General features: G+C 63.0%; 22 protein-coding genes and 1 pseudogene. 15 read left to right on the top strand and 8 right to left on the bottom strand.

All coding sequences use genetic code 11. The annotated features are described in order from the left end of the window. Positions 1–433: 433 nt before the first annotated feature. The 5 genes from AC3FLX_RS31800 (at position 434) to AC3FLX_RS31780 (ending at position 6,840) form a co-directional block, all read left to right on the top strand. Positions 434–1,144, top strand: a complete 711-nt coding sequence (locus AC3FLX_RS31800; RefSeq protein WP_488701303.1) for an SDR family NAD(P)-dependent oxidoreductase — start codon at positions 434–436, stop codon at positions 1,142–1,144. A gap of 199 nt (positions 1,145–1,343) precedes the next feature. Then, positions 1,344–2,705, top strand: a complete 1,362-nt coding sequence (locus tag AC3FLX_RS31795) for a patatin-like phospholipase family protein (RefSeq protein WP_488701302.1) — start codon at positions 1,344–1,346, stop codon at positions 2,703–2,705. A 211-nt stretch (positions 2,706–2,916) separates the two neighbouring features. Further along, positions 2,917–4,644 carry a SulP family inorganic anion transporter gene (locus AC3FLX_RS31790; RefSeq protein WP_488701301.1) on the top strand — a complete coding sequence of 576 codons (1,728 nt, stop codon included), beginning with the start codon at positions 2,917–2,919 and terminating at the stop codon, positions 4,642–4,644. Positions 4,645–4,696: 52 nt separating this feature from the next. Continuing rightward, positions 4,697–6,151, top strand: a complete 1,455-nt coding sequence (locus AC3FLX_RS31785) for a DUF2252 domain-containing protein (RefSeq protein ID WP_488701300.1) — start codon at positions 4,697–4,699, stop codon at positions 6,149–6,151. Positions 6,152–6,450: 299 nt separating this feature from the next. Continuing rightward, positions 6,451–6,840 (top strand): potassium channel family protein, encoded by a 390-nt coding sequence (locus AC3FLX_RS31780; protein WP_488701299.1) that lies wholly within the window; start codon positions 6,451–6,453, stop codon positions 6,838–6,840. Between the two features lie 64 nt (positions 6,841–6,904). On the opposite strand, the gene AC3FLX_RS31775 is transcribed toward AC3FLX_RS31780, so the two are convergent. Further along, positions 6,905–7,690: an enoyl-CoA hydratase/isomerase family protein gene (locus AC3FLX_RS31775; protein WP_488701298.1), complete on the bottom strand. Its 786-nt coding sequence runs from the start codon at positions 7,688–7,690 to the stop codon at positions 6,905–6,907. 215 nt (positions 7,691–7,905) lie between these two features. Here AC3FLX_RS31775 and AC3FLX_RS31770 point away from each other — a divergent pair, with 215 nt between their 5' ends. Continuing rightward, positions 7,906–8,874: a Bug family tripartite tricarboxylate transporter substrate binding protein gene (locus tag AC3FLX_RS31770; protein WP_488701297.1), complete on the top strand. Its 969-nt coding sequence runs from the start codon at positions 7,906–7,908 to the stop codon at positions 8,872–8,874. A 98-nt stretch (positions 8,875–8,972) separates the two neighbouring features. Next, complete coding sequence (locus AC3FLX_RS31765) at positions 8,973–9,587, top strand: flavin reductase family protein (RefSeq protein WP_488701296.1); 615 nt, start codon at positions 8,973–8,975, stop codon at positions 9,585–9,587. A 107-nt stretch (positions 9,588–9,694) separates the two neighbouring features. On the opposite strand, the gene AC3FLX_RS31760 is transcribed toward AC3FLX_RS31765, so the two are convergent. The 4 genes from AC3FLX_RS31760 to AC3FLX_RS31745 are packed head-to-tail and all read right to left on the bottom strand — an operon-like array spanning position 9,695 to position 13,588. Next, entirely contained in the window at positions 9,695–10,054 is a 360-nt protein-coding gene (locus AC3FLX_RS31760) for a hypothetical protein (RefSeq protein WP_488701295.1), read from the bottom strand. Positions 10,055–10,086: 32 nt separating this feature from the next. Beyond that, positions 10,087–10,881, bottom strand: coding sequence for a citryl-CoA lyase (locus AC3FLX_RS31755; protein WP_488701293.1), 795 nt, complete (start codon positions 10,879–10,881; stop codon positions 10,087–10,089). Then, positions 10,878–12,428 (bottom strand): AMP-binding protein, encoded by a 1,551-nt coding sequence (locus AC3FLX_RS31750; RefSeq protein ID WP_488701292.1) that lies wholly within the window; start codon positions 12,426–12,428, stop codon positions 10,878–10,880. The genes AC3FLX_RS31755 and AC3FLX_RS31750 overlap by 4 nt, the downstream gene beginning before the upstream one ends. Before the next feature lie 11 nt (positions 12,429–12,439). Then, a complete protein-coding gene (locus AC3FLX_RS31745; protein WP_488701291.1) occupies positions 12,440–13,588 on the bottom strand; it encodes an acyl-CoA dehydrogenase family protein in 1,149 nt (382 codons plus the stop codon). A gap of 155 nt (positions 13,589–13,743) precedes the next feature. Here AC3FLX_RS31745 and AC3FLX_RS31740 point away from each other — a divergent pair, with 155 nt between their 5' ends. The 5 genes and pseudogenes from AC3FLX_RS31740 to AC3FLX_RS31720 all read left to right on the top strand — a co-directional run. After that, positions 13,744–14,790: a LacI family DNA-binding transcriptional regulator gene (locus tag AC3FLX_RS31740; RefSeq protein ID WP_488701290.1), complete on the top strand. Its 1,047-nt coding sequence runs from the start codon at positions 13,744–13,746 to the stop codon at positions 14,788–14,790. A gap of 112 nt (positions 14,791–14,902) precedes the next feature. Then, complete coding sequence (locus tag AC3FLX_RS31735) at positions 14,903–15,355, top strand: acyl-CoA thioesterase (RefSeq protein ID WP_488701288.1); 453 nt, start codon at positions 14,903–14,905, stop codon at positions 15,353–15,355. Positions 15,356–15,371: 16 nt separating this feature from the next. Continuing rightward, complete coding sequence (locus AC3FLX_RS31730; RefSeq protein ID WP_488701287.1) at positions 15,372–16,178, top strand: enoyl-CoA hydratase/isomerase family protein; 807 nt, start codon at positions 15,372–15,374, stop codon at positions 16,176–16,178. Next, positions 16,175–16,555 (top strand): RidA family protein, encoded by a 381-nt coding sequence (locus AC3FLX_RS31725; protein WP_488701286.1) that lies wholly within the window; start codon positions 16,175–16,177, stop codon positions 16,553–16,555. The genes AC3FLX_RS31730 and AC3FLX_RS31725 overlap by 4 nt, the downstream gene beginning before the upstream one ends. A 148-nt stretch (positions 16,556–16,703) precedes the next feature. Further along, positions 16,704–16,859, top strand: a pseudogene (locus tag AC3FLX_RS31720) (ISL3 family transposase); the annotation flags it as partial. Between the two features lie 70 nt (positions 16,860–16,929). Here AC3FLX_RS31720 and AC3FLX_RS31715 read toward each other — a convergent pair. The 3 genes from AC3FLX_RS31715 to AC3FLX_RS31705 all read right to left on the bottom strand — a co-directional run bounded on the left by AC3FLX_RS31715 (position 16,930) and on the right by AC3FLX_RS31705 (position 19,512). Continuing rightward, positions 16,930–18,306, bottom strand: a complete 1,377-nt coding sequence (locus tag AC3FLX_RS31715) for an NAD-dependent succinate-semialdehyde dehydrogenase (RefSeq protein WP_488701320.1) — start codon at positions 18,304–18,306, stop codon at positions 16,930–16,932. Between the two features lie 113 nt (positions 18,307–18,419). After that, the gene (locus AC3FLX_RS31710) at positions 18,420–18,830 is read right to left on the bottom strand and encodes a GFA family protein (protein ID WP_488701285.1); all 411 of its coding nucleotides are present in this window, start codon (positions 18,828–18,830) and stop codon (positions 18,420–18,422) included. Between the two features lie 94 nt (positions 18,831–18,924). Further along, a complete protein-coding gene (locus AC3FLX_RS31705) occupies positions 18,925–19,512 on the bottom strand; it encodes a TetR/AcrR family transcriptional regulator (RefSeq protein ID WP_488701284.1) in 588 nt (195 codons plus the stop codon). 155 nt (positions 19,513–19,667) lie between these two features. On the opposite strand from AC3FLX_RS31705, the gene AC3FLX_RS31700 reads away from it, so the two are divergent. From AC3FLX_RS31700 to AC3FLX_RS31690, 3 genes are all read left to right on the top strand, one after another. After that, entirely contained in the window at positions 19,668–20,912 is a 1,245-nt protein-coding gene (locus tag AC3FLX_RS31700; protein WP_488701283.1) for an epoxide hydrolase family protein, read from the top strand. 258 nt (positions 20,913–21,170) lie between these two features. Beyond that, on the top strand, positions 21,171–24,575 hold the full coding sequence (locus tag AC3FLX_RS31695) for an AfsR/SARP family transcriptional regulator (protein ID WP_488701282.1): 3,405 nt from the start codon (positions 21,171–21,173) through the stop codon (positions 24,573–24,575). Between the two features lie 182 nt (positions 24,576–24,757). Next, positions 24,758–26,143 carry an FAD-binding oxidoreductase gene (locus AC3FLX_RS31690; protein ID WP_488701281.1) on the top strand — a complete coding sequence of 462 codons (1,386 nt, stop codon included), beginning with the start codon at positions 24,758–24,760 and terminating at the stop codon, positions 26,141–26,143. Positions 26,144–26,352 lie beyond the last annotated feature (209 nt).

Here is a 26,352-nt window from a genome sequence, read left to right as displayed (position 1 = left end):
AGGATCGTTACGTTGGAGCCTCTCAGACTAATCAATCCCGGTCGCATGGCGAAGTACGAATACCGCATGACGATACCGCTGCCCGCCGTTGAACGATATGCGGCTTTCCGCCACGGAGCTGCCTTGGGCGACGGAGTATCGATCGCCGCGGTCTCGGAACGCTGATTGCCAGTCCTTTCACTGACAAGCCGGATACTGGCGTTCGGAGTACGGCCAGGGAAAGACGGGGAAATCCTGCGATTGGTGCAGATGTGACAACAGAGTAGGTGCCGTAAAGACACGACCATCGTGGCTGGCGATGCCATATGCTCGTTGAACAGGAACCTCTCACCGCGACGAAAACGGCGGCCTGGCCGCGCCGAGGTTATTGGGTGGTTCGGAGGCATCGAGCCCCGGGACTGCAGCGCGTCAACTGGCCTGAAGGAGGTGCAGCATGAGCCACCAGCAAAAGGTGATTGTTATCACCGGTGCTTCGCAAGGAATGGGAGCGGAGGCGGTCAAGGCGTTTCGCTCCCTGGGCCACCGCGTTGTTGCAACGGCCCGCTCCATCAAGGCGACGGACGACGCGGATCTGTTGGCCGTGGCAGGCGATATCGGAGATCCCGCCACCGCCAGCCGTGTGATCGATGAAACGATCAAACGCTTTGGGCGTATCGATACGCTTGTGAACAATGCCGGCATTTTCATTGCGAAGCCTTTCGCCGAATACACGGCTGAAGATTTCACGTCTTTGGTCCATGTGAATCTTGCCGGCTTTTTCTACATTACGCAGTTCGCGCTGGCTCGCATGGCGGCGCAATCGAGCGGGCACATCGTCAACGTCACGGCGAGCCTCGTCGACCACGCAATGGAAGCCTTGCCGGCGGCCGTGGCATCGCTGACGAAGGGCGGAATTGCGGCGGCCACTCGCGCGCTTGCGATCGAATATGCGAAGCGCGGCATACGTGTGAATGCGGTGGCACCGGGAATGATAAAGACGCCGATGTTTCCCCCCGACTTGTACGAACGATTCGGTGCGTTGCATCCGATGGGACGCATGGGTGACATGAGTGATATCGTCGACGCGATCCTGTATCTCGATTCCGCCTCGTTCGTGACGGGCGAAATTCTGCATGTCGATGGCGGGCAGGTTGCCGGCCATTGAGCACCAGGCAACCGCTCCACGACTTCAACACCGGCGCGTGGGTGACCCCGTATCGGAATATGCCCCCCGGCAAATGGATGCCTGAGCTAGTCCAATGTGGAAGTTTCAATATGCCCGCACGCTTCGGTGGAAGATCAGCCTGACTTGGCGAATGATGAGGGCAGAGAGAGGGCGATACTCCTGCGATGGGGCCTGCAGCATGCTGATGCTGCTCCTGATTGCGGGACTGGGTGCCTGCGGGTCGCTTTCTCACAACGCTCCGCGCAATTCTCCTCAGGCCGTGGCTGGCAGCGCGTCTGCTGCGATGCGCGAACCCACAGAAGTCGTCGGCCGGACGGCTGTCGCGATGTCGTTCTCCGGCGGAGGCACGCGAGCCGCAGCCTTCGCGTTTGGTGCGCTGCAAGGGCTGGACGCCACAAGGGGGCCTGGGGGCGTATCCCTGCTCGACGACGTCGCATTCATCAGCAGCGTGTCGGGAGGCTCCATCACCGCTGCCTACTACGGTCTGCACGGCAGGGACAGCCTGGCGACCTTTCGGTCAGTACTGCTGAAGGATGGGGAGGCGGGGCTTCGCTTCAGTCTCCTGAATCCTGTCAACCTTGCGCGCCTCTTTGCGGGTGGGCTCAACAATCGGGACGATCTCAGGACCTGGCTCGACGAAGACGTGTTCAAGGGCGCGACGTACCGCGACATGTTCCGTCGCGGCAAGCCAATCGTCTGGATTAACGCCACCAATGTCTACTACCGGGTTGCGTTCCCGTTCAGCCAGCAGGCATTCGATGCCCTGTGCAGTGATCTCGCGAGCTTTCCCGTTTCAGAGGCCGTCGCCGCATCGATGGCGGTTCCGCTCTTCTTCTCGCCGATCGTGCTTCAAAAGCATCCCGAGGCGTGTAGTGCACCACTGCCTGACCTGGAGAAAGCCCAGGCGCCGGGGCAATCGCTGCTGTTTGGCGCGCTGGCAAACGCCGTTCGCGGTCTACGGGATACTTCGAAGGGAGAATACGTCAAGCTGGTCGACGGCGGGGTGACCGACAACTACGGCCTGGCGACCATTCTCCAATCGCGTCTGCTTTTGGGCACGGCTTACGGTCCCATGAGCGAGCAAGACGCGATCAATGTACGGCGGCTGCTTTTCATCGTGGTTGACGCCGGTCACGGCCCGCGCGGCGACTGGAATCGAAGCCAGGAAGGCCCATCCGGAATCGAGGTCGCAAGCGCGGCGATCGGGACCAACGTCAGAATGAGCTATGACGCCTTTGTTCCAATGATGCAGCGGTGGCGCGACGACCTCGTGGCGTACCGGTGTGGCCTGCCGGATTCCCAGCAGCAAGATATCGCTGCACGCTGGCCGGGGTGGCGTTGCAATGATGTCGAATTCTTCGTCACGCGAATCTCGTTCGATGCCCTCGACAAGGAGCGTGCTGCGAGTCTGAGCGACGTGCCGACCAGACTTCGGCTGCCCGAGGCGGACGTCGATCGCCTGATCGAGGCAGGAAGGGATGCCGTCGTTGGAAATCCGGTGATCCGCGAGTTCGCGCGCGAGCCGACGGAGGCGCGATAGTCCGTAATGGCCGACGGCCCCGGCTTACGGCATCGCACCACAATACTTTCATGATGCATGCAATTGTGACGCTATGATGTATTCAAGCGAGAGTGTGCCTGATTCCGCGACTTCCAATTAGTGCACAGAGCACATGCTGCGTGGTAGCCGGTCGAGCGGATTGCAGCCGCGTCGCCCGAAGAATCCAACTCCCCGTTTCGAGGAGCACATCATGATGGCGACTACCCCGACCGATGCTCCTGTACGTCGCATGCCCTTCCTGAAAGGGCTGTTGCCAATCAACCGCGCGCAACTTCCACACGACGTCGTCGCCGGCATCACGCTGGCCGCGCTCGGAATCCCGGAGGTGATGGGGTATACCAAGATTGCAGGCACGCCGACCGTTACGGGTCTCTACACGATATTGCTGCCTCTGGTGGCGTTTGCCCTGCTGGGAGCATCGCGACACCTGGTCGTTGCCGCTGATTCGGCTACCGCAGCCATCCTCGCCAGTTCCCTGATCACCGTGGCCGCGCTGGGCAGCCCGGAGTATGTTGGCCTTACCAGCGCCGTGGCACTGGCCGTTGCCGTCATGCTGGTGCTCGCGCGAATCCTTCGCCTTGGTTTTCTTTCCGATTTCCTGTCGCGCAGTGCGCTGATCGGCTTCCTCACTGGCGTAGGCATACAGGTCGCCGTGGGAGAGCTTTCCGGGCTGTTCGGGCTGCCCAGGCAAGGACACGGGCCGCTTTTCCAACTCATCTCGGTATTTCAGCGGATCGGCGAGATCAGCTTGATCACGACTGTGCTCTCGGGCACGGTGCTGGCTGTGATTCTCGGGTGCAAGCGCTTCGTGCCGCGCGCACCAGGTGCGCTGATTGCGGTGGTTGGCACGATTGCCGGCAGCGCAGCATTCGATTTCGCGCAACACGGCATCGAGGTGATCGGCAAGGTGCCCAGCGGGTTGCCGTCGCTGTCACTGCCGCCCTTGCATCTTGACCAGATGAACCAGGTATTGGTGACTGCCGCCTCCTGTTTCATTGTCATCATCGCGCAGAGCGCGGCAACTGCGCGGGCCTACGCCAATCGCTACAACGAGCGTGGTGACGACAACCTCGACATCGTCGGACTTGCCGGCGCAAACGCAGTGGCTGCGTTGACCGGGACCTTCGTCGTCAACGGGAGCCCGACCAAGACGGAGATGGTCGACGATGCTGGCGGGCGAACCCAGTTCGCCCATCTGACCACGGCCGTCATCGTGCTGCTGGTGCTGCTGTTCCTGACCAGGCCACTGAGCTTCCTGCCAGCCGCAGTACTGTCGACAATCGTCTTCATGATCGGCGTGAAGCTGATCGATGTGAAAGGCATGATCGAGCTTTACCGCGTGCAGAGGGACGAATTCCTGATCGCACTGATCACGGCTGGCGTGGTCGTTTTTGTCGACGTCATGCATGGCATTCTTGCGGCCGTGCTGTTGTCCCTGATAGACCATACGCGCTACAGTTACCGGCTGCGCACCCGCGTGCTGACACCGCATCCCAGTGGTCATTGGGAAGCAAAAAAGGTGGCGCCGGACCTGTTTGCAGCACCGGGCATCGTGGCCTATCGCTTCGAGGCGGACCTTTTCTATGCAAACGCGGGCCGTTTCATGGAGGAAGTCCTGAGGCTCGTCGAGCAGACGAGCGAGCGGGTGAATTGGGTGGTCGTCGATGCGTCCGAAATTTTCAACATTGACTACACCGCCGGCAAGACATTGCAGCAGCTTCGACAGGAACTGGATCGGCGCGGTGTAGGTATCGCTACGGTTGCCATACCTGAAGGCGTACTGGCGGAGCTTGAGATTTATCGCGCGCTTGCCGGGTCATCCGGGCATCACAAGATATTTATGACGGTGGACGAGGCGGTGATGGTCCTCCGCGACGTGCCACCACCGTCCCCCACACGCCCACCCACGACGGCATGAGAGACGCGATTGCGTGCCTATTACGTGCTTTCTGAGCGGACAGGAGCATGCCATGCCAAAGACTGCTGAAACTTCGCGCGGTGCGAAGTCGGTACGGCGGGCGGAGCCGCAGGCCGCTCCTGTGCCCGAGGATCTTGCCGGGCTGTTTGGCGGCCGCGGCTCACGGGCATCGCGCATCGATGCCGGAAAGGCCGCGCGCCGGCGCGCGCCGCGTGCTCAACTCGCAACGTGCACCCTGGTGGACCGGGACCCGATTACGCTGATCGAGGCTTCCAATACCGGCCGGCTGCCAAACCTGATACCTATCCGCTACGGCCGCATGGTGGCGAATCCGTTCGCCTTCTATCGCGGTGCTGCACCACTGATGGCCTTCGACCTGGCCAGGTTGCCGCACACGGATATCACCGTCCAGTTGGGCGGCGATGCGCACCTGGCGAATTTTGGGCTGTTTGCGAGTCCCGAGCGCCGCATCCTGTTCGGGCCCAACGACTTCGATGAAACGTTGCCGGGACCTTTCGATTGGGATGTGCGTAGGCTCGCCGCATCCTTTGCCATCGCCGCGCGCGAACGCGGTCTTGGCACGCGTGAGCAGTGCGCAATTGTTCGGCGGCTGTGCGCGACCTTCCGCCAGTGCATGGCCGAGTTCAGCACAATGGACACGCTGGACGTCTGGTATTACCAGTTCGGGGCTGACAACATTCTGGCCATTGCCGACTCGGTTCTCGAACGGAGGAAGGAAGAGGCAGTGATCAGCAAGGCCCGGCAGCAATCCTCGCGGCTCGTTCTGAGCCATGCCACGGAAATGATCAACGGCCGCTTGCACATTAAGGATATGCCGCCGCGCGTTTACCACTTTCCTATGGAGAATCGCAAGGAAGCGAAACAGTTCAACGATATGGTCAGGCGATTCTTTGCCGAGTATCGGCTGACGCTGCCCGGCGCGCAGCGCGCGCTGTTTGACCGCTACGAGATGGTCGATATGGCGGTACGCGTGGTCGGCGTGGGGTCGGTCGGCACGCGCTGCTATGAGGCGCTTTTCATGGCCGACGGGAAGAGCCCGCTCTTTCTGCAGGTCAAGGAGGCGCGTGCGTCCGTGCTCGAGGATTACCTGCCGGCAAGCAAGTTCCCCAACCACGGCGAGCGGGTGGTGAACGGACAGCGTCTGCTGCAGTCAGCCAGCGACATTTTCCTCGGCTGGTCCAGCGTGCGCGTAACGGGCAATGATTTTTACGTACGTCAGTTGCGCGACATGAAAGGTGCGTTCGACTTTAGCACCTTCGATGGCAAGGATTTTAGCGAGTACGCAGTATCCTGCGCCCATGCACTTGCCCATTCGATGGCGAAGGCGGGCGATCCGGCGCTGATTTGCGGATACGTGGGAAGGTCTGGTGCATTCGACGAGGCCATTCAGCAATTTGCCCTTACGTATGCCGAACGCAATGAGGCTGACTGGTCGGCTTTGAAGGCGGCGGTAAAGTCGGGCCGGATTCAGGCGCGGAGGGAGTGAGTATCGGCGCAACGGTGACGGGAATTCCGTGGCTACTGGCCAAGCATGAATGTTTTCCCCGCGCTTGAGTTCCGCGGGGCTACGCATGCTTGCCCAACTGATCCGGGTCGCCAGAAGTGACCTTCTGAATTCCATTGGCGAGGCCCTGCTTAGCTTTCCTGCGTCACAGGGGGCCTCCGCTGGCAGATGCGATGTTATCGACCAGTCACGGGCAAGCGGTTTGCCCGTGCGCCTTGTGGAAGCCGAGTCTAGGCTCAGATTACCAAAACTCAAAAGAGAGAACCGCCGAGGAGGGTTATATGGACAATCCCGCCGAAGAATCCGCTGCCTATGCCCGTATTCAGCCGCGCGATGCGATACGCGAATTCGCCAGGGTACTTTCACATTTGCGCGGACTGCTGTTCATTCTGCTGTCGACCTACATCGTGTTGTCGATCGTCATGTGCTACGTGGGCGGGGCCGTGGATGCAGTCACGCGAGCGCCTGCCTCCCTGAGTCAGGTGGCTTATTTCTGCGCCATCACCGCGTTGACGATTGGCTACGGTGACGTGATACCCATCACGGGAGTAGGCCGCTTCGTCGCGGTGTTGCTCGGGTTTCAGGGCGTCCTAATTACCGGACTCGTGACGGCGGCAGCGGTCTATGGCGTTCAGGCGGCAGCGCACCGCGCGGGCATCCGGCCGCGGTAGTCCGGGAATAACCGAGAAACAGCAATTCGGGACCGCCGCTTGGCACGGGCGGCGCTTCTCCATATCAACGGCCGCTATAAGCGGCCGTGCGGCGTTCCGTGAAAGACGCAATGCCTTCGTCAGCGTCGCGTGTCAGTAGCAACTGGCGCTGCAGCGCGGATTCTTCAAGCAGCGAGTCTTCAAGCCCCTCGTCATAGCTGGCCATCACGGCGTGCCGAGCTGCGGCAACCGCAAGGGGGCCGTTGCCGGCGATTCGCCGCGCGATTGCCAGCGCGACCTGTTCCAACGCATCACGCGGGGCAAGCTCGCAGACAAGGCCGTGTCCGAGCGCGAAGTTTGCATCGAACGTGTCGCCGGTCAGAATCATCCGCATGGCCACGCCGAGGCCCACCACCTTTGCCAGCCGTTGCGTGCCACCACCACCGGGCAGGATGCCGAGGCGTACTTCGGGCAGCGCGAAGCGCGATTCGGGTGTGGCGATACGGATATCGCTGGCAAGCGCGAGTTCCAGGCCCCCGGCCATGCAGAGGCCATCGATCGCGGCAATCGTGGGTTTGGCGATGTCGTGGGCGCCGGTCATTCCGCCAAAGCTGATGACCCTGGTCGGTGCCTCCCCGGCCGCGATGGCACGCCGATAGGGAAGATAGTCGCCGATATCCGCGCCCGTGCAGAATGCGCGGCCGCCCGCACCGGACAGGATGGCAACCTTCAAGCGCGGATCGCTGTTGTAGCGCTGCCAGGCACTGGCCAGCTCCTGGTCGTGCGCTACGTCCAACGCGTTGTGGCGCTCCGGCCGGTTGATGACGATCCGCGCGATGGCGTCGTCGATGATATGGAATTCGATGGGCATGGCTGTCCTGGGACGAAATGGGGCGGATTCGGCGCCCAGCGGGTGATCGTTGCACCTGTCGATGCAGAAGTGTGCACTCTATCGAAAACGTTATCGTAATCGTGAGTCCGTATTTTCCCTGATAAAAGTTGGTCCGCATTGACTAACTGCATGCAGCGGCCTATCTTGCACGTAACGAATAACGAAAACGATTTCGAAAACGCAGGAGATGGAGCATGAAACGCTTGAAGATGTTGTGCGTGGTAACCGTGTGCCTGGCCGGCAGCGCAGGTGCGCAGACGGGGTGGCCCTCCAAGCCGGTGCGGCTGGTCGTGCCCTATGCGGCGGGTGGGCCTTTCGACAATCTGGCGCGCGCCTTGTCGGCAAAGCTTTCCCAGCAATGGGGGCAGCCGGTGGTGGTGGACAACCGGCCCGGCGGCAACGAAGTGATAGCCGCGGCCGCCGTTGCCAAGGCGCCAGGTGATGGTTACACGCTGTTATTGGCCTCGGACGCGGCAGCCACCCTGAACCTCTTTGTCTTCAAGAAGCTGCCTTACGACCCCATCAAGGAACTGGCGCCGGTCACCCGCGTGGCCGTGGCCAACATGGTCGTCGCCGCGTCGAACGGGCTGCCCGTCACCGACCTGCGCAGCCTGGTGTCGTATGCGAAGGCCCATCCGGGGCAAGTCACCTATGGCTCCTCGGGCATCGGCAATGACACGCACCTGTCGATGGCGTGGTTTGCAAAGGAGAGCGGTATCGAGATGGTCCATGTCCCTTACAAGGGCGTGGCGCCCGCGATTCAGGACGTCATGGCCGGCACTATCCAGTTGACCATTGGTGCCGCATCGGTGATCGGGCCGTATGCGCTGGGCGGCAAGGTGAAGGCATTGGCGATTGGCGGCAAGCACCGCGCCTCGATCCTGCCCAATGTGCCCACGTTTGCCGAGGCCGGCTTTCCGAACGTCGACGCGAGCATCCCGTTGGTTCTGCTGGCGCCCGGCAGCACGCCCGAGGCGCTGCGCCAGAAGATTTATGCCGATGTGAAGAAGGTGGCCACGATGCCCCAATTCAGGAGCGAGAATCTCGAAAAATTCGCGCTGGAGCCCGTGCTTGACTCGCCGCAGGAATTTGCAAAGGTGCTGGTCAAGGAGCGGGCGCTTGCGGCGGAAAAGGTCAAGGCATCGGGCGCGCAGCTCGAATAGGCATGGCGCCGCCCGCAGGGCGCAACTGGGCCACGTGCGGCGCATGTTTCCTGGCAACGGGGGCATGCGCCGCTTTATCACTTGCAACTCGACACATCATGAAAGACGACGCCTATTTCTTTCGCCCCGAAGCCGGCCACGGCCTGCCGCACGACCCGTTCAAGGCCATCGTGGCGCCGCGCATCATCGGCTGGATTTCGAGCCTGGATGGCTCGGGTAACGCCAACCTGGCGCCTTACAGCTTTTGCTCGGCGGTATGCTCCAGTCCGTACGTCATCGCGTTCTCAAGCGAGGGATACAAGGACAGCGTGCGCAATATCGTGGCAACACGTGAGTTCGCCTGGAATTTCGTCAGCCGCGAACTGGCCGAACAGATGAACGCCACGTCGGAGCCGGTCGAGCATGGCGTGGACGAATTCCGGCTGGCCGGGATCGAGGCGGCGGCAGGAAACGCTATCCAGGTGCCGCATGTCGCGGCGTCACCCGCGGTGATGGAATGCCGCCTGTTGAATGTGCTGGAGTTGAAGGATCTCAACGGCGCATCGACCGATCATTGGGTGGTCTTCGGGCAGGTCGTTGGCGTGCATATCCGGCGCAAGTACCTTCGCGATGGTCTCTTCGATACGTTCCTTGCCGATCCGGTGCTGCGCGCGGGCTACCGCGCCGACTACATGCACGGAGGCAAACGCTTCGAGTTATACCGGCCGTATTGATCGCGGAGGCAAAAGAAAACGAGATGGGGCTCACCGTTGCAAGACGGTGAGCCCCATTCCTTTTCCAATCCGCAAGAACGCCGGGTCGCCGGACGCAAGAGAAAGAGTCAGCGCACGTGCTTTCGCTGCGCCAGATGCCTGGCATGCCGATGACGAACGGTCCAGACCAGCGCGCGCAGTGCCGATGCACTCGAAGTGCGCAGGACCTCTGTGCATCGGTCGAGCACTGCCGCATCGGGAAACATGTGAAGTTCCGCCGCGCTGCCCAGCGCGACGGCGATTTCCGCCAGCGATTGCGTGGCGATGGCGTTGCGCAGCAGGCGGTCCAGATGCTGGCGCACGGCCAGGTCCAGATCGTCCGCCACCCGCGCATGGGTGGTGACATCCTTCACACATGCGCGCACGCGATGGAGCAATTCGCTCGTGGACAGCGTTTCGCCCGTTCGCGGGCAGGGGATATTTGGCATGCTGAGACCTCCGCCCGCTGTGACGCCAGTGCTCAGCTCTCGTCGGCCGGGCGCAGATGCGCGCCGGCCTCGTGCTCGATGCGCAGGTACAGCGTTTCGGCCATCGGCTGGCGCATCTCCTCGAGGATGTGGCCGACCAGCCCCACCGAGCGCGCCGCTACAGCCAGGCCGCGGCAGATCTTCCACGAAATCCCCATCTCAGACGCCACTGCCGCCATAGCCCCCGTCACGTTGACGGGCAGAGCGCGGTTGGCTTGTTTCTCGGCTTCCTTGCCCAGGGCCTCCATCAGGCGGATGTAGGGGCCGTCGAAGCCGGTTTCCCTTGCCACCTTGAACAGTGCCGGGGTCCGTGGGTCGATCGGCTTGTGAAACGGATGGCCGATTCCGGGGATGATCTCCTTGCGGCTCCGATACCCGGACACGATCGAGCTTGCGAGCGCATCGACATCAATATCGGCATTGGCGGCGTTACCCGGCGGCAGCGATTCCTGCAGCAGGCGTGCGGCGTTGTCGAGCGAGCCCACGAACACGGAGCCCAGGCCAAGCAGGCCGGCGGCCACGGCGGCTTGCACCGATTCGGGCGCGCCGCAGTACGTCATGCGCGTGGCCAGCGAGGACGGCGTGATGCCATGCTCCACCAGGATCACCATCATCGCGTTGAACATGCGCAGCTCGTTTTGCGCGGGCAGGCGGCCGAAGATCTGCAGGAATGCCATCTGCCCGAAATCGAGCTTGCCCACAATGTCCTCGCACAGATCGATGCCGTGAATGACCACGCGCGTCGGCGTGGCCCAGGCGATATCGGAGCGGATGTCTTTCTGTTTCATCGTGTCTTCCTTGTGTTGTCGTGGGAATTGGTCGCGGTCTGGAGGTGGTTCCTGGCAAGATCGCGCAGAACGTGCTTGAGGATCTTGACGCCATTCGGGCCATCGACCTGCGGGAAGCTGTCCAGCGCGACGATGTGCCGCGGTATCTTGAAACCGGCAATGCCGCGCTTGCAGAAATCCAGCAAGTCGGCCTCGACGACATCGCCTTGCTCGGCGCGCACGAAGGCCACAGCCACATCGCCTTCGCCCTCCTGGTACACGCCCACCACCTGCGCGGCGGCCACGCCCGGATGCGTGACCAGGAATTCCTCGATCTCGGCCGGATCGACGAGATAGCCGCGCAGGCGCAGGGTGTCCTTGAGCCGCGACAGGTACTGGAATGCGCCTTCATGCGTGCGCGCCAGATCGCCGGTGCGCAGCCATCCGTCGGCGGTGAACGCGTCGGCCGTTGCGCCGGGGTTGTTCAGGTAGCCGGCCGTGACGTTGTAGCCGCGCAGCTGCAGTTCACCTTGATCGCCTTCGGCTACGGACTCGCCGGTGGCGGGATCGGCGATGCGAAACGAAATGCCGGACGAAATGGGGCGCCCGCCGGCCAGGCGCCGCGCGTCGGCGCTGGCATCGGCGTCACGTATCGCGGCAAGCGCGAAGCACTCGGACATGCCATAGAGCGCCGTTAGCGGAACACTCCAGTCGTTCCACGCCTGTTCGATGATCCGCTTGCCCAGGCCAGCGAACTCGGCAAAACCGCCGCGCCGCCAACTGCGGAGGTTGGACCCAGGCACATCGAGCACCATGTGAAGCATCGCATCGGAACCGTAGAAATGCGTCACGTGGTGCCGCGCGATGGCGTCCGCGGCCGCTTGCGGCTTGAATACGGGCAGGAACACGCAGGCCGCGCCAGCCGCCAGCGACGAAATCGCCAGGACGAAGCCCATGACGCCGTACAGCGGAAGTGCGCAGAGGGTGGCGTCGCCGGGGCGCATGTCCGTTGCCTTGGCGACGTTGAGCGCGTGCGTGACGATGCCTCCTTGCGTGTGCATCGCCAGCTTCGGCTTGCCGGTAGTGCCCGAGGTGCTGAACGTGCACCACGGATCCGTGGCGGTGCCTTCGCAGGATTCGAGTGGGTTGAGCGATTGCCACATGAAGCCGCCGCTGACCGGTACGTCGATTACGTGTTTCAGCGCGCCGACCGACTGTTGGATGACGGACGCCGCCTCGGCGTAATCGAAGTCCAGGAACTGCGTGGGCACCACGAGCAGCCGGGCCTGAGCGGTACTGACCACGTGCAGCGCCTCGGCCGTACGCAGCCGGGTGCTGACCGGCACCACGAGCACGCCCAATTGCGCGGCGCCAAACAATAGCTGCAGCCAGACGGCACCATCGGGAAGCCACACTGCAATGGTGTCGCCGCGGCGCAGCCCCATGTCCAGGAGAAATCTGGCCGCACGCTGCGAGGCGGCTTTCAGTTCCAGGCGGCTGACGGTCGTATCGCCGTGGTGGAACGCGGGAAGCGAGGGGTCGTGCGCGTCCAGGATTTGCTGATGCATGGGGCCCCCTCTCACCGGGCCAGCGCGGCGCGCGCGATCTGGAGCCTTTGCATCTCGGACGTGCCCTCGCCAATGCGGAATGCGCGCGCATCGCGGAAGAAGCGTTCGACGGGCAGTTCACACATATAGCCCATGCCGCCGAAGATCTGCAGCACGCGGTCGCTCACCCGGCAACCCATTTCGCTGGCATACAGCTTGGCGCGAGAGGCGGCAATGCGCGCCGAGGCATCGCCGGCATCGATCAGTTCGGCGGCCCGCGCGATCAGCAGCCGCGTGGCTTCGATATCGACATCGTTGTCGGCGATCATGAACTGGATGCCCTGGTGCTGCCCGATTGGGCTGCCGAAAGCCTTTCGCTCATTGGCATACTCACATGCCATATCGTGCCCACGCGAGGCCAGTCCCAGCGAACGGCTCGCCGACAGCAGGCGATCCTGGTTGATCGAGCTCATCATCCCGAGAAAGCCGGAGGTGGGCTCGCCAAGTACATCGGCATCGGGAACGAAGCAGTCTTCCAGCGTGAAGCCGTTCAGGTGGTAGCCGCGCCAGCCCATCTTCTTGTAGCGCGTCATGCCGACGACACCGGGGTTGCCCTGGCGGACGATGAACGTGCCGAAACGGTCCTTCAGCGAAGCCATTGGATCGGTCACCGCCAGCACGATGATGTAGTCGGCGGTTTCCGCATGCGAGATGAAATGCTTGCTGCCCGTCAGCTTCCAGCCACCCGGCACACGCGTGGCGCGCGTCTTCAGGCCGCCCAGGTCGGAGCCCGCATTCGGTTCGGTCAGCGCGTAGGTGATCGTCTTCGTGCCGTCCAGGATGTCGGGCAGGAAGGTCTCGCGCTGCGCCGCATTGACCTGTGCCAGCTGCAGCGGCAGATGCCCGAAGACTTCGCTCAGCGGGACGGAGGTGTAGGTCAGTTCCTCCAGCACCACCACCTTGGCGGCCGCCGACAGGCCCGGCCCACCGATCGATTCCGGCAGATTGAAGCCGTACAGGCCCAGTTCGGCCACTTCGGCACGCAAACGGGCGAGCAGGGACAGGTCGACCTCGTCATCGGTTTCAATCTGCTGCTCGAGCGGCACCAGCCGCTGGCGGACAAAGCGCCGGGCTGTCTCTCGAATCATCGACAGTTCGGTATCTTGGGAAGGCTGATGCATGGAAATCTCCTCACTGAGTTGTCTGAAAACGTGTTTTTGCGAAAACGTTTTCGAAAGAGTAGGGTGTGAGAAACTCCAAGTCAAGAGATCAGGCTATTGGGGGTTCAAAAAACGGTTTCGAACCGTCATGGCTGAGGGCGCCTAAGTGAGCGATAATGTCGCGCAAGACACACGGGGGAACGCAATTGGACATCAAGGAATTTGCCGCGCACCTAAATCTGTCGGTCAGCACGGTCTCGAAAGCCATCAATGGACGAGCTGATGTGAGCCGCGAGACGCGGGAGCGCGTGCTCAAGGCTGCGGCGGAACTTGGTTTCAGCCCCGACCCGGCCGGGCGGCGCTTGCGCCGACAGTCGTCGGACACCATCGGTTTTGTGATTTCCGCGCCTCAGACTCAGTTCGCGCACCCGTTCTTCCTGAACATGCTGGCTGGCATCGACGACGCTCTGGAAGGCACCAATTTCCAGGTGATCATCACTTCGGGGCGCACCGTGGAGACAGAGATCAATGTGTTCCGGCGACTCGTGGAGAAGCACCGGGTGGATGCGTTGCTCTTCGGCCGCACCCGGCGTCGTGACGAGCGCATCGAATACCTGCTGGAGCGAGACATTCCATTCGTTGCCTATGGGCGCAGCGAAAGCTCGCAGGATTTCTCGTACGTCGATATCGACCATACGGTTGTGGGCCGTGACGGCTGCGCCCGATTTATCGCGCTGGGCCATCGCCGCATTGCGCTCATTCATTCCCCCGAATTCCTGATGTTCAGCTACTTCGAGCGGCTGGGCTACGAGCAGGCACTGCGGGCGGCAGGCATCGACATCGCCCCCGAACTGTGTGTCGAGGAGGCCATGACGGAAGAGGGTGGCCTGCGAGCCGCGCGCAAGCTCCTTGCCTTGCCCAATCCGCCCACGGCGCTGGTCTGCGGCCACGACATGGTGGCCGTCGGCGCGATGCGCGCGATTGCCGAGACGGGCAGGGTGGCGGGCCAGGACATCGGCGTGATCGGTGGCGACGACCATCCGGTAGGACGCCTGATTACGCCGCCACTGACGACCTTTTCCGCCGAAACCCACAACGTTGGGCGCCGCATGGTGGAAATGCTGCTTGCTCGGCTGGATGGCGCGGACCCTCGGACATTGCAGGAAGTCTGGACGCCCGAGTTGATCTTGCGCTCCTCGGACGGCCCGCCGCGGCCCCGCTAGTCACCCAGGTCCCCGCCTCGCGGCATCTCCTTCGGCTTGTGCTTTCGTTCACTGCGTGCTAACTTGTTTCGAAAACGTTTTCGATAAACAAGGAAGAGGCAAGGAGGCATTCATGACTCAGGACTCAGGCACTCCGGAAGGACTGCGGGCGAGATACGCGGTTCAGCTGAAGCTGCGCAACGCTGACACCGACCAGTTCCGGCACGTCAACAACGCCGCCATTGCGACGTTCTTCGAGGAGGCGCGGATGGCCGTTTTCATGCAGGACGCGCTGGTCGACAGCATGAAGGACAGGCACGTCGTCGTGGCGCACCTGGCCATCGACTTCATCGCGGAAGTCATGTACCCCGGCGAGCTGGATGTCGGCACCATGCCTGTCCGCACGGGCAACACGTCGTTCGAACTGGCGCAGGCGCTCTACGCCAACGGAAAACTCTGCGCGCGCGCCAGCGCGACGTGCGTGCTGATGGATGCGAAGACGGGGCGGCCCGCGCCGTTGCCCGCCGTCTTTCGCGAACGGCTCGCACCGACCGGGCCCGTAGCATGCGCCGGCGAATCCCGATAACCGACAGGAGCCCGACATGGAAGCATTCTCGACCCTGACCCTCGATATGCGCGATGGCATTGCGATCGTCACGCTGAACGACGTGCCCAGGCGCAATGCGCTGTCGCGGCGCATGGTGAGCGAACTTTTTGACGTCCTCGACCGGACTCGCGCGCTCGGCGCCCGTGCACTGGTGATAGCGGCCAACGGCCCCACGTTCTGCGCGGGCGCGAATATCGATGACTTGCGTGACGGCTGGATGGAACGTGCCGATCCAAAAACCGACCCGGCGTTGCTGTTCCGCAGCCTGGTGCAGGAGGACCGCATCGTTATCGCGGCGGTGCACGGTCCGGCGGCGGGCGGCGGCTTCGAGCTTTCGCTATCGTGCGATCTGGTGATCGCGGAAGAGGACGCCTGGTTCGCCCTTCCAGAAGTCACGCGCGGCGTGATTCCGAATACCGGCCTGGCGCTGCTGCAGCACGTGGCGGGCACGCGGCAGGCACTGCAACTGATACTTACCGGGCAGCGGTTGTCCGCTGCGCAGGCGCTGCAGCGTGGGATTGTCAATGAGGTGGTGGCCAAGGGCGGCGCCCTGGAGCGTGCCTTCGCGCTGGCGAAGTCCATCGTGGGCAGTGCGCCACCCGGCGCGCTTATCGCGGCGAAGCGTCACCTGCACGGCCATGCCGGATACGACTGGGAGCGTGTGGTGGGATCGGTGACTGACGTGCCGGGTGTGGAATGGCAGGAAGGGTTGGACGCCTTTACCGAAAAACGCGGCACCAATTTTGAACCCCTGTGGCAGGATCACCTGCGCCGCGCGGGCAATTCGGGGCAACCATCATGATCGAACACATCAACCACGCTAGCGCACCGCTGCCGAGGGGGCACTACTCCCAGGCTGTAAAGGCCAATGGTTTCGTATTCGTTTCGGGGCAGTTGCCGCTGCTGCCCGGCGACGATCTGACTATTCCGCCGGGACTCGACGCCCAGGTGATGCAGGTCTTCGAGAACATCGGCGCGGTATTGCGTGCGTCAGGCAGTTCCATGCAAAAGCTCGTCAGCGTGCAGATATTCGTTGCGGATATTGGCAATTGGCCGCGAGTGAACGAGCTTTACGCTCGCATCCTGGGTGATGGACCGGCGCCTGCACGAACAGTCGTCCCTTGCCCGGCGCTGCATTATGGCGCGGAACTGGAAGTGAATGCCGTGGCGATGACGTAGCCCTGGCGCGACTGGATGGTGCTCCTTTTGGAGCTTTTGGGCCATTCCGTTTGGAATGGCCTTTTTTTAGGTTCTTCGAGGAATTCCGGGGACTGAGTTTCCACATTTCGTATCCTAATGGCCGTTAAGACGGCTGTTGAGGAACGGGATGCTGGATCGGAAGACACTGCAGGCCTTGGGCTGCTGGGATGGCTACAAGCTGGATCGGGTGGTCTGGCCTGAAGGGGAAAGCCGTACGCTGACGCTGTACTTGAAGCCGATCAGCAAGGTCATGTACTGCGAGGAATGCGGATCGAAGTGCCGGCATGAGCGTCAGGGGGATCGGCCCTTCGACATGGCCGATCCCCCTGATCGTCAAGTACGACAGATGAGATTCATGCGATCCCGCCGACCCGGGTCAGCTTCCGGTTTAGAAATTCCCCCATTCCAATCTCGGAAAGCTCTCGGCCGAAGCCAGAATTCTTGACGCCGCCGAACGGCAATCCGGGGGAATCGGCAAAGCAGGAATTGATATAAACCATGCCGGAATCGATGCGCGAAGCTACCTGCCTGGCGTGTTCAACGTCCGCATCGAACACGTAACCCCCCAGGCCATAGCTGGTGTCATTGGCAAGGTTGACGGCGTCGTCCTCGCTATCCACGATGTAGAAGGAAAGCACCGGGCCGAACGCCTCCTGCCCGTAGAGCGGATTGTCCTTGGCGATATTGGTGACGATCGTCGGCTCCAGAAAGAAACCTGGCCGGTCGACACGCTTACCGCCGTGGACGATGCGAGCGCCGGCGGCGCGGGCGTCCTCGATTTGCTTGAGCAGACCCTGCAGCGCACGTTCGCTGACGATGGGTCCAAGCACCGTGGACTCATCGGTTGGATCGCCAACCTTGATCGCGGCAAACTTTTCCACCAGTGCCGCCAGCATCTGCTCGCCACGTTCGCGGCCGACGACAATGACGCGCTTGATATTGACGCAGCCTTGTCCCGAGTTGAACGTGCGCCCCATGACAACCTGTTCGACGGCATGGTCCAGCGGCGCGCCCGGCAGAATAATGGCGGGGTCACTTCCGCCCAGTTCCAGAATCACCTTCTTCAGATTCCGTCCCGCGCGCTCGCCTACCGACGCGCCTGCCCGCTCGCTGCCGGTGAGCGCCACGCCGCGCACACGGAAGTCATCGATCAGATGGCCGATCTGCTCGATGCTGCAGAACAGGTTCGTATATGCGCCATCGGGTGCGCCCGCTTCCTTGAACAGACGTTCAAAAGCCAGCGCACACTGCGGGACGTTTTCCGCATGCTTCATCATGACCACGTTCCCGGCGATGAGCTGCGGCGCCGCAACGCGGGCCAACTGATAGTACGGAAAATTCCAAGGCTCGATGGCCAGGATTACGCCGATGGGCTCGGATGTCAGCGTGGCGCCCGGCTCTCCCGGCAACGCTTGCGGCGCCAGAAGCCGTTCGCCGTGCGTGGCGTAGTAGTCGAGGATGTCGGCGACCAGATCGATTTCCATGTAGCCGAAGCGCGTGACCTTGCCCATTTCGAGCGTCGGATATTGCACGTACTCGTCGCGCTTTTCACGCAGGATCCTGGCAGCTCTGGCGACGATTCCGGCGCGCTCGGCCACGGGGCGCAGGCGCCAGTCTTCCCGAAAGAGCCGGTCGGCCTTTTCCAGCGCCGTGAAGACCTCGGCATCCGATTGCAGCGGGAATTCCTTGACGAGTTGTCCCGTCGCCGGGTTGATGCTCTGAAAACTCATGGTTGTCCTTTGAGATAGGGTACTTTGGGTGCCCAACTTTCCGCGCCGGCGACCAGGTGGAGTAAGTAATCGTTTTCGACGCTGGCCGAAGGAGGGAATCGGGGCATGGCCGCTTAAGCCGTCGGGGCTTGCGGGAAGCGCCTTGCGCCTTCCGCCGGCGCGTGCCACGGCGCCGCATGGTCGACGTAGATTTCGAGATCCGGCCATAGTCCGCTCGGGTCGTCGAGGGTGCCGGCCTTGACCAGCAACATGTCTGGAAGATTTGTGGCCTTGGTGACGACCGGTGACCCGCATTGCGCACAGAAATGGCGGTATGACGGCATGCCGCTGTCACCGGTGTCTAGGAAGTAGCGCGTTTCACCGTGCTGCTCGTAGTCCTCCGCGCGGACCACGAGATTGACGGAAAACGCGCTTCCGCTGGCCTTTTGGCAATGGGAGCAGTGGCAGATGGCCACTGCCTGAGGTTCTGACGTCACGCGGTAGCGGACAGCGCGGCACAGGCAGCCGCCTTCCCGAATATGCATAGCAGCATCCTTCAAACGAATTTTTAACGAAAACGTTTTCGAAGAATGGCACGGCGAGAAGGCGGCGTCAAGGAAAGACCCCTCGTCGCAGGGGTCAGAGTCCGAGGCCAGTCAGCAACGCGTCGATCTGTGTCGAGAACCGCTTTCGGTCATAGCCCAGCAAGGCCATGCGCCAGAGGCCTTGCAGGAACGTGATGATGACTTGCGCCGCGATGAGTGGGTCTACCGTGGCGGGTAGTAGCCCTTGGCCCTTGTCGTCACGCAGGCGCTCAAACATAAGCGTCTGCAACTGCGACAGGTTCTGCTCGAGCTGATGCCGCAATTCGGCTTCGGCCAGTACTTCTTCGACCTCCATCGCCGCAACCATGCAAAGCCGCGAAGGTGTTTCGGGGTTGTCCAGCGTGTTCAGCACATCATCGAAAAAAGCCCGGATTCCGGCCGCGGCAGTGGGCGCAGTCAGCAAGGCGTCGATGCGTGGGCTCACCACCAGATCCTGGTAGTGCTGCAGGCAATTCAGGTAGAGCTGCTTCTTGCTCTTGTGCGAGTTGTAAAAGGAGCCTTCGCCAATCTTCATCACCTTCAGAAGATCGCGCAGCCCCGTCGCCGCATAGCCACGCTGCCAAAACAGCATGGTGGCGTTGTGCAGCGTCTGCTCGAAATCGAATCCAATTTTGCGCGTCATGGACGCTAGGATACACCGATTGTAGCGAGTGCTAAAAAAACTTGCCCGGCGAGAGCGGATGCGGTTAGCATTGTAGCGATCGCTACAGTAAATAACTTTGACCGACGCAGCCCGCAGTTTCCAAGTGCCGGTCGCATCACCTCAGGAGTATTCCCGTGTCTGTTTCCACCCCTCGCGTTGAGCTTCGGAACCTGGTGCTGGCGCCAGCCACTGAAGACGTTACAGCGTTCGAAGTCCACGTTCCCCAGGCCGCCATCGACGATTTGCAGATGCGGCTCAAGCTGATCCGATGGCCGGACCGCGAACTGGTCGACGACTGGTCTCAAGGGGTGCCTCTGGCGGCCGCGCAGGCACTGGTGGACCACTGGCTTCATCACTATGACTGGCGCAAGTTCGAAACACGTCTGAATGGGTTTCCGCAATTCCGGACCTTGATCGATGGCGTAGGCATCTATTTCATCCACGCGCGTAGCCGGCACGAGAATGCGATGCCCATTCTGCTGACGCACGGTTGGCCGGGTTCGGTCGCCGAGTTCCTGGATGTGATAGAGCGGCTGACCGATCCGACCCGGTTTGGCGGCAACGCGGAAGACGCCTTTCACGTCGTCGTGCCCGCGATTCCCGGCTACGGCTTTTCCGACAAGCCGCGTGAACTCGGTTGGAATCCGGGCCGTATCGCCAGCGCCTGGTCGGTGCTGATGAACGAGCGCCTGGGCTACCGACGCTGGGTAGCCCAGGGCGGAGACTGGGGCTCGGCGATCACCACCGCGCTCGCCAGCCAGAAGCCGGACGGTTTGATTGCCGCACACGTGAACCTGCCAATGGTGGTGCCTGCCGAATTGCCTGCGCGTCCAACGAAGGAAGAACTGAAGGCCCTGGCCGGCATCGAATATTTCGTTACCAAGGGCACCGGCTACGCGGATCAGATGAACACCCGGCCCCAGACCATCGGCTACGCGCTGAACGATTCACCGCTGGCGCTGGCGATGTGGATCTATGAGAAATTCTGGGACTGGTCAGATAACGCAGGCAATCCGGAGGATGCGCTGACGCGCGATCAGATGCTGGATGACATCTCGCTATATTGGTTCACCGGCACTGGCACATCCGCTTCGCGCCTGTACTGGGAAGGCGTGGGGCATACGATTGGCAGCCATGAGTTCTTCTCGCCAGGGCGCTCCGGCGGCGGAAAGATCGAAGTCCCAATGGGTGCCAGCCTGTTTCCCGCCGAAACCTTCAATCCGCCGCGCCACTGGGCCGAGCAGGCGTGGAGCAACATCTTCTATTGGAATCGGGTAGAGGCGGGCGGGCACTTCGCCGCGTTCGAAGAGCCCGAAATCTTCGCAAGAGAGATGTGGCGAGCCTTTCGAGCGTTCCGCCACGACGCGCTGGACAGGTAGGTGCAATGCCGTGCCTCTCGCGCTTGCCGATCCATGATCATGCAAGCGCGAGCGAGTCGGTTGCCTGAGCGGGGCCACCGCGGCTGCCGCTGTAGTTGGCTTGTACCTATCACTTCGGCCGGCTGGGACGTGCCAACCCGAGTATAGTGGCCAATGGCGCTCGCGCGGGCCGGCGAGTATCCGCACGCGCGCAGCCGCAGTGCGCACCGCGCTGCCAGTAGGAGGTCCTCATCGCTTTGTGCCGTTCCGCGCTCCAGCATGATGCCCCAGACCCGCTTCTCCGTCCGTTTGTTTGGCGAGTTCCAGCTCGACGGCACCGGTGCGCCCCAGTTCAACGCGAACGCCTCGCGCCTGCAGGCGCTGCTCGCCTGCCTTGTCCTGCATCGCGATGCACCGCAGACGCGACAGCAACTCGCCGTTCTGTTCTGGCCGGACGCCTCGCAGGCGCAGGCCCGCAACGCTCTGCGCCAACTGCTGTTTCAGCTGCGCAGGGCCTGGCCGGAGGCAGATCAGTTTGTCCACGCCGACACGCAGACGGTGCGATGGCTGGCCGACTCGGCATTGGAACTAGATGTCGAGCAGTTTCAGTTTGCGCTGGCGGCCGCGGCCAGGGCATTGAGGCACGACGACGCCAGCGCTGAAGAAGAACAGCTCACGCATGCCGCGGATCTCTATCGAGGGGACCTGCTGGCCAATTGCTTTGACGAGTGGATCCACCCCGAGCGCGAAAGGCTGCGCGAACAGTGCATCTCGGCGCTCGCGCGCCTCGCGCAACTGAGCGAGGACCGGCGAGACTATGTCAAGGCGTTGAAGTACGCGCAGCAGTTGCAGCGCCTTGACCCGTGCCGGGAACCCACGTGCCTGGCGCTGATGCGCCTGCATGCGCTCAATCACGATCACGCATCGGCCATGCGCGCTTATCGGAGCTGCGTGGAGACGCTTGCCCGCGAGTTGGGCGTCCTGCCCAGCGAACCCATGCGCGAGGCCTATGCGCGGCTGGCTGCCCAGGCTGCCCAGGCTGCACAGGGCGCGCAGGCTGTGCAGGCTGTGCAGGCTGCGAAGGCGGCCGGGCAGGCTGCCAAGGAAGCCGGATCATCGCCACATTGCATCCCGCGTCCGCGCGCGCGGGATGCAATGTTTCCGCTGATTGGTCGGCATGGCGAATGGCGCCGGCTGCTTGAAGTCTGGCAACGGGCCCAACTGGGCGACAAGCAGTTTGTCCTGATCGTAGGCGAAGCCGGCATCGGTAAATCGCGCCTGGCCGAGGAGCTGCGCGTCCATCTGGCCGAGCAAGGCATCTGCGTGGCGTATGCGCGCGCCTATGCGGCCGAGGGACAGCTCGCGTTTGCGCCGGTGACGGGTTGGCTGCGCAGCCCTGCTCTGAGCGGCGCGGTCGGCAAGCTCGAAGCGCCGTGGCTGACCGAGGTCACGCGCCTGTTGCCCGAACTCCTTACGCAGCAATCCGGACTGTCGGCGCCCTCGCCACTGACCGAATACTGGCAACGCCAGCGGTTCTTCGAGGCGCTTGCCCGGGCGGTGCTGGCGCAGGGCGGCCCGCTGTTGCTGCTGCTCGACGACCTGCAATGGTGCGACCACGAGACGCTCGAATGGCTGCGCTTTCTGATGCGTTTTGACGTGGCGGCAAGGCTCATGCTGGTTGCGACGGCGCGCCCCGAGGAACTGCTGCCGCTACACGCGGCAAACCGGCTGCTCGATGCCCTGCGCCGCGACGACCAGTGCATCGAGATCCCATTGGGAACGCTGGATGCCGCCGAAACGGCAAAGATCGCGGCACAGATCCTCGACCGGCCGCTGGCCGACGCGGAGGCAACGCGACTCTTCGCGGAGAGCGAAGGCAACCCGCTGTTTGCGGTCGAAATGATGCGGTCTCACTCCGACACCTCGTTGGCCGGGGACACCCAGGGCGGCATGGCATCGAAGTTGCCGCCCAAAGTGTACACCGTCATATCGAGCCGGCTGGCGGAGTTGCCTCCCGGCGCCCGCGAGATTGTGGGGGTGGCGGCAATCATTGGTCGCGCGTTCACGATGGATATCCTCGCGCAGGCAAGCGACCTCGACGAGGATGCGCTGGCCGGCGCGTTGGATGCACTGTGGCAGCGGCGCATCGTGCGCCAGACCGACGGCGCTGTCCTGGGGTTCGACTTCAGCCATGACAAGATCCGCGATGTGGCATACGCGGAAGTGAGCCCGCTGCAGCGCCGCCGCCTGCATTTGCGTGTGGCGCAGGCGCTCGAGCACGGGCCACGTAGCCCGTCCGACGTGCATGTCGCACCCGGGCAGAGCAATGCAGTCGACGCACTGGACGCGCTGGATGCGGCCAGTGCGCAGATCGCCTCGCACTACGAGCACGCGGGGCTTCCGGATCAGGCGGCGGCGTTTTATCGGCGCGCGGCCGGGGTGGCACAGCGCGTGTATGCCTATGACGATGCGATTGCATTGCTGACTCGCGGGCTGGCGCAGGCCGACCGGATCGCCGATCCCCAGGCGCGGGCCGCCCAGTCGCTCGCCCTGCAGCTTGACTTGGCGCCACCGATTCGCATCGCCCGGGGCTGGGCGGCGCCTGAACTGGAGGCGCCGCTGCGACGCGCGGTGGAACTGAGCCGGGTGGCAGGTGACAGCAGTCAGCAGGCACGCGCCCAGGTCAGCCTTTCATTTTTCCTGGCCGTGCGGGCGGAACTCGCCCAGGCACGTAGCCTGAGCGAGGAACTGATCGCGGGATTGGCGCCGCAGGGCGCCGATACCTACGCGGTGATGGCATGGACCAGCATCATGGGGAGTCTCGTGCAGCAGGGCGACTGGGTCGCTGCCGAGCCAGCGTATCAACGCGCGCACCGCGCTTACGACGAAGCCCAGCATCCTGAACACGCGTCCCTGATGGGCGCCAACTTCGGCGTGCTGGCCACCGCGTGGTCGGCGCATGCATTGTGGTTCAGGGGGCTTGCCGATCAGGCCCTTCAGCGCGGACACGAGGCGCTGGCGCTGGCGAACCGTGTTGCGCACCCGTTCTCCCAGGCGCTTGCGCTGTCCTATCTGGCAACACAGTACGCGCTGCGGCATGAGCCTGGCCCGACCCTTCACTATGCCCGTCAGGCACACGAGATCGCCGGGCAGTACCACGTCGGCTATTACCTCGCGTGGTCCGGGGTGCTGAGCGCGTGGGCGAACGCCAGGCAGTCGCCCTGCGCCGACGCGGTGGCGGCGATGCAGGCGGCGATCGACGGGTTTCATGCGACGGGCGCGCGACTGCGTCTGCCGCTGTATCTCGCCATGCTGGCCGAGTGCCTGGGCGATGTTGGCGAGACCGCGGGCGCGCTGGCGGCTTTGGATCAGGCGTTCGCATGTGCCGAGCGTACTGGAGAGCACTGGGTCGATGCCGAGTTGTATCGGCTGCGCGGTGAATTGCTGCGACGCAGCGGCGCCGATGTCGACGAGGTCGAGTCATCGCTGGCCAGGGCGATCGAGATCGCCACCACCCAGCGCGCGCTGCCGCTTGCGCTGCGCGCCACCCTGTCATGGACAGCGTTGCACGCCGCCCAGGCGCGTGACAACCCGCTTCATGAGGTCGAGGCGACGCTTTCGCGATTCAGCGAGGGCTTTGATCAGCCCGACATCATTCGGGCGCAGGCGTTACTCGCCCGTTAGCTTCCACGCGACCGCCGCACGATTGCCGCGCACGGTCGGGAGGAGGGGGCCCCAATTTCTCCCAATTAACGGCTCACCTAACGCTTTCGAAACGCCGAGGTTACTAAAACTCCTGCATACCAACCGGACACGTACCGCAAAGGGTCGGTCAGGGTCCCGACATGAACAGACAGGAGGCAACCATGCAAGTTTCGTTGAGCGAATCCGTCGCCACCGCACTCAAGGCGCATTTTCGGGGGCAACTGATTGCGCCGGGCGACGTTGCCTACGACCAGGCGCGCGCCGTGTACAACGGCATGATCGACAAGCGTCCGGCTCTCATCGCACGCTGCGCCGATGTGGCGGACGTGGTCGCGGTGGTGAACGCCACGCGAGACAGCGGGATGCTCCTGGCCGTACGGGGCGGCGCCCACAATGGTGCCGGGCTCGGCACATGCGACGGGGGGATCGTCATCGACCTTTCGCCCATGAAGGGCGTGTTTGTCGACCCGGGTCGCAAGACGTTGCGGGTGGGCGGGGGCTGCACCTGGGGCGACGTGGATCACGCCGCGAGCGCCTACGGGCTGGCGACGCCGAGCGGCTTCATCTCGACCACCGGGGTGGGCGGACTCACGCTTGGCGGCGGCATCGGCTACCTTAGCCGCGCCTACGGCCTGACGATCGACAATCTGCTCAGCGCAGAGGTCGTGCTGGCCGACGGGCGCATTGTCACCGCGAGCGACGAAGAGAACGCCGACCTGTTCTGGGCGCTGCGCGGCGGCGGCGGCAATTTCGGCGTGGTGACGACGTTCGAATTGAAGGCTCATCCCGTTGCCACGGTCTATGGCGGCCCGATGCTGTGGCCGATGGGCCAGGCCCGCGAGCTGATGAAATGGTGGCGCGACTTCATCCTGAGCGCGCCCGAACATATCAACGGCTGGTTCGGTTTCGTCACCGTGCCGCCCGCGCCGCCCTTCCCGGAGGAAGTGCACCTGCAGAAGATGTGCGCGGTGGTGTGGTGCTATACCGGCCCGCGCGATGAGGCCGACACACATTTTCGTCCGATTCGCGAGGCCATGCCGCCAGCGGTGGACTTCGCCGGTCCCATCCCCTGGCCCGTTTTGCAGAGCCTGTTCGACGGACTGTATCCGGCGGGCCTGCAGTGGTACTGGAAGGCCGATTTTGTCAGCGACCTCAGCGACAAGGCCATCGATCTGCACATCAAGTACGGGCAGCAGCTGCCGTCGATGCACTCGACCATGCACCTGTATCCGATCAACGGCGCAGCGCATCGCGCCGGATGCGACGAAACGGCGTTCAGCTACCGCGATGCCAACTTCGCCAGCGTGATTGTCGGTGTGGATCCCGACCCCGCCAACAACGATCGCATCGTGCAGTGGGCGAAGGACTACTGGCTCGCCCTGCATGCGCACTCTGCTGGCGGTGGCTACATCAACATGATGATGGACGAGGGCAATGACAACGTGCGGGCCTCCTATCGCGACAACTATGCGCGACTGGCGCAGATCAAGCGCAAATACGATCCGGCCAACCTGTTCCGCGTGAATCAGAACATCACGCCCGCTTGACGCCACACGCTTGGTGACATCAGCGACGTAGCGACATTGGGGACATCGGTAACAACCGCGACAGGGCACACAGCGCCCCGTTGTGTGTGACGCAAGGAGAGTCATGAGCAACCCGGCACGCGTGCCGCGGTAAGGAATGCTGGGACGGCTGCACTGATACAGGGGCTCTTGCCCGCGCATCCGTACCCGACCAGGAGTCCTGCGCGGTG

The sequence above is a fragment of the Cupriavidus sp. 291-E7 genome (assembly GCF_057798835.1).
This window is presented reverse-complemented; position numbering and strand designations above follow the sequence as displayed.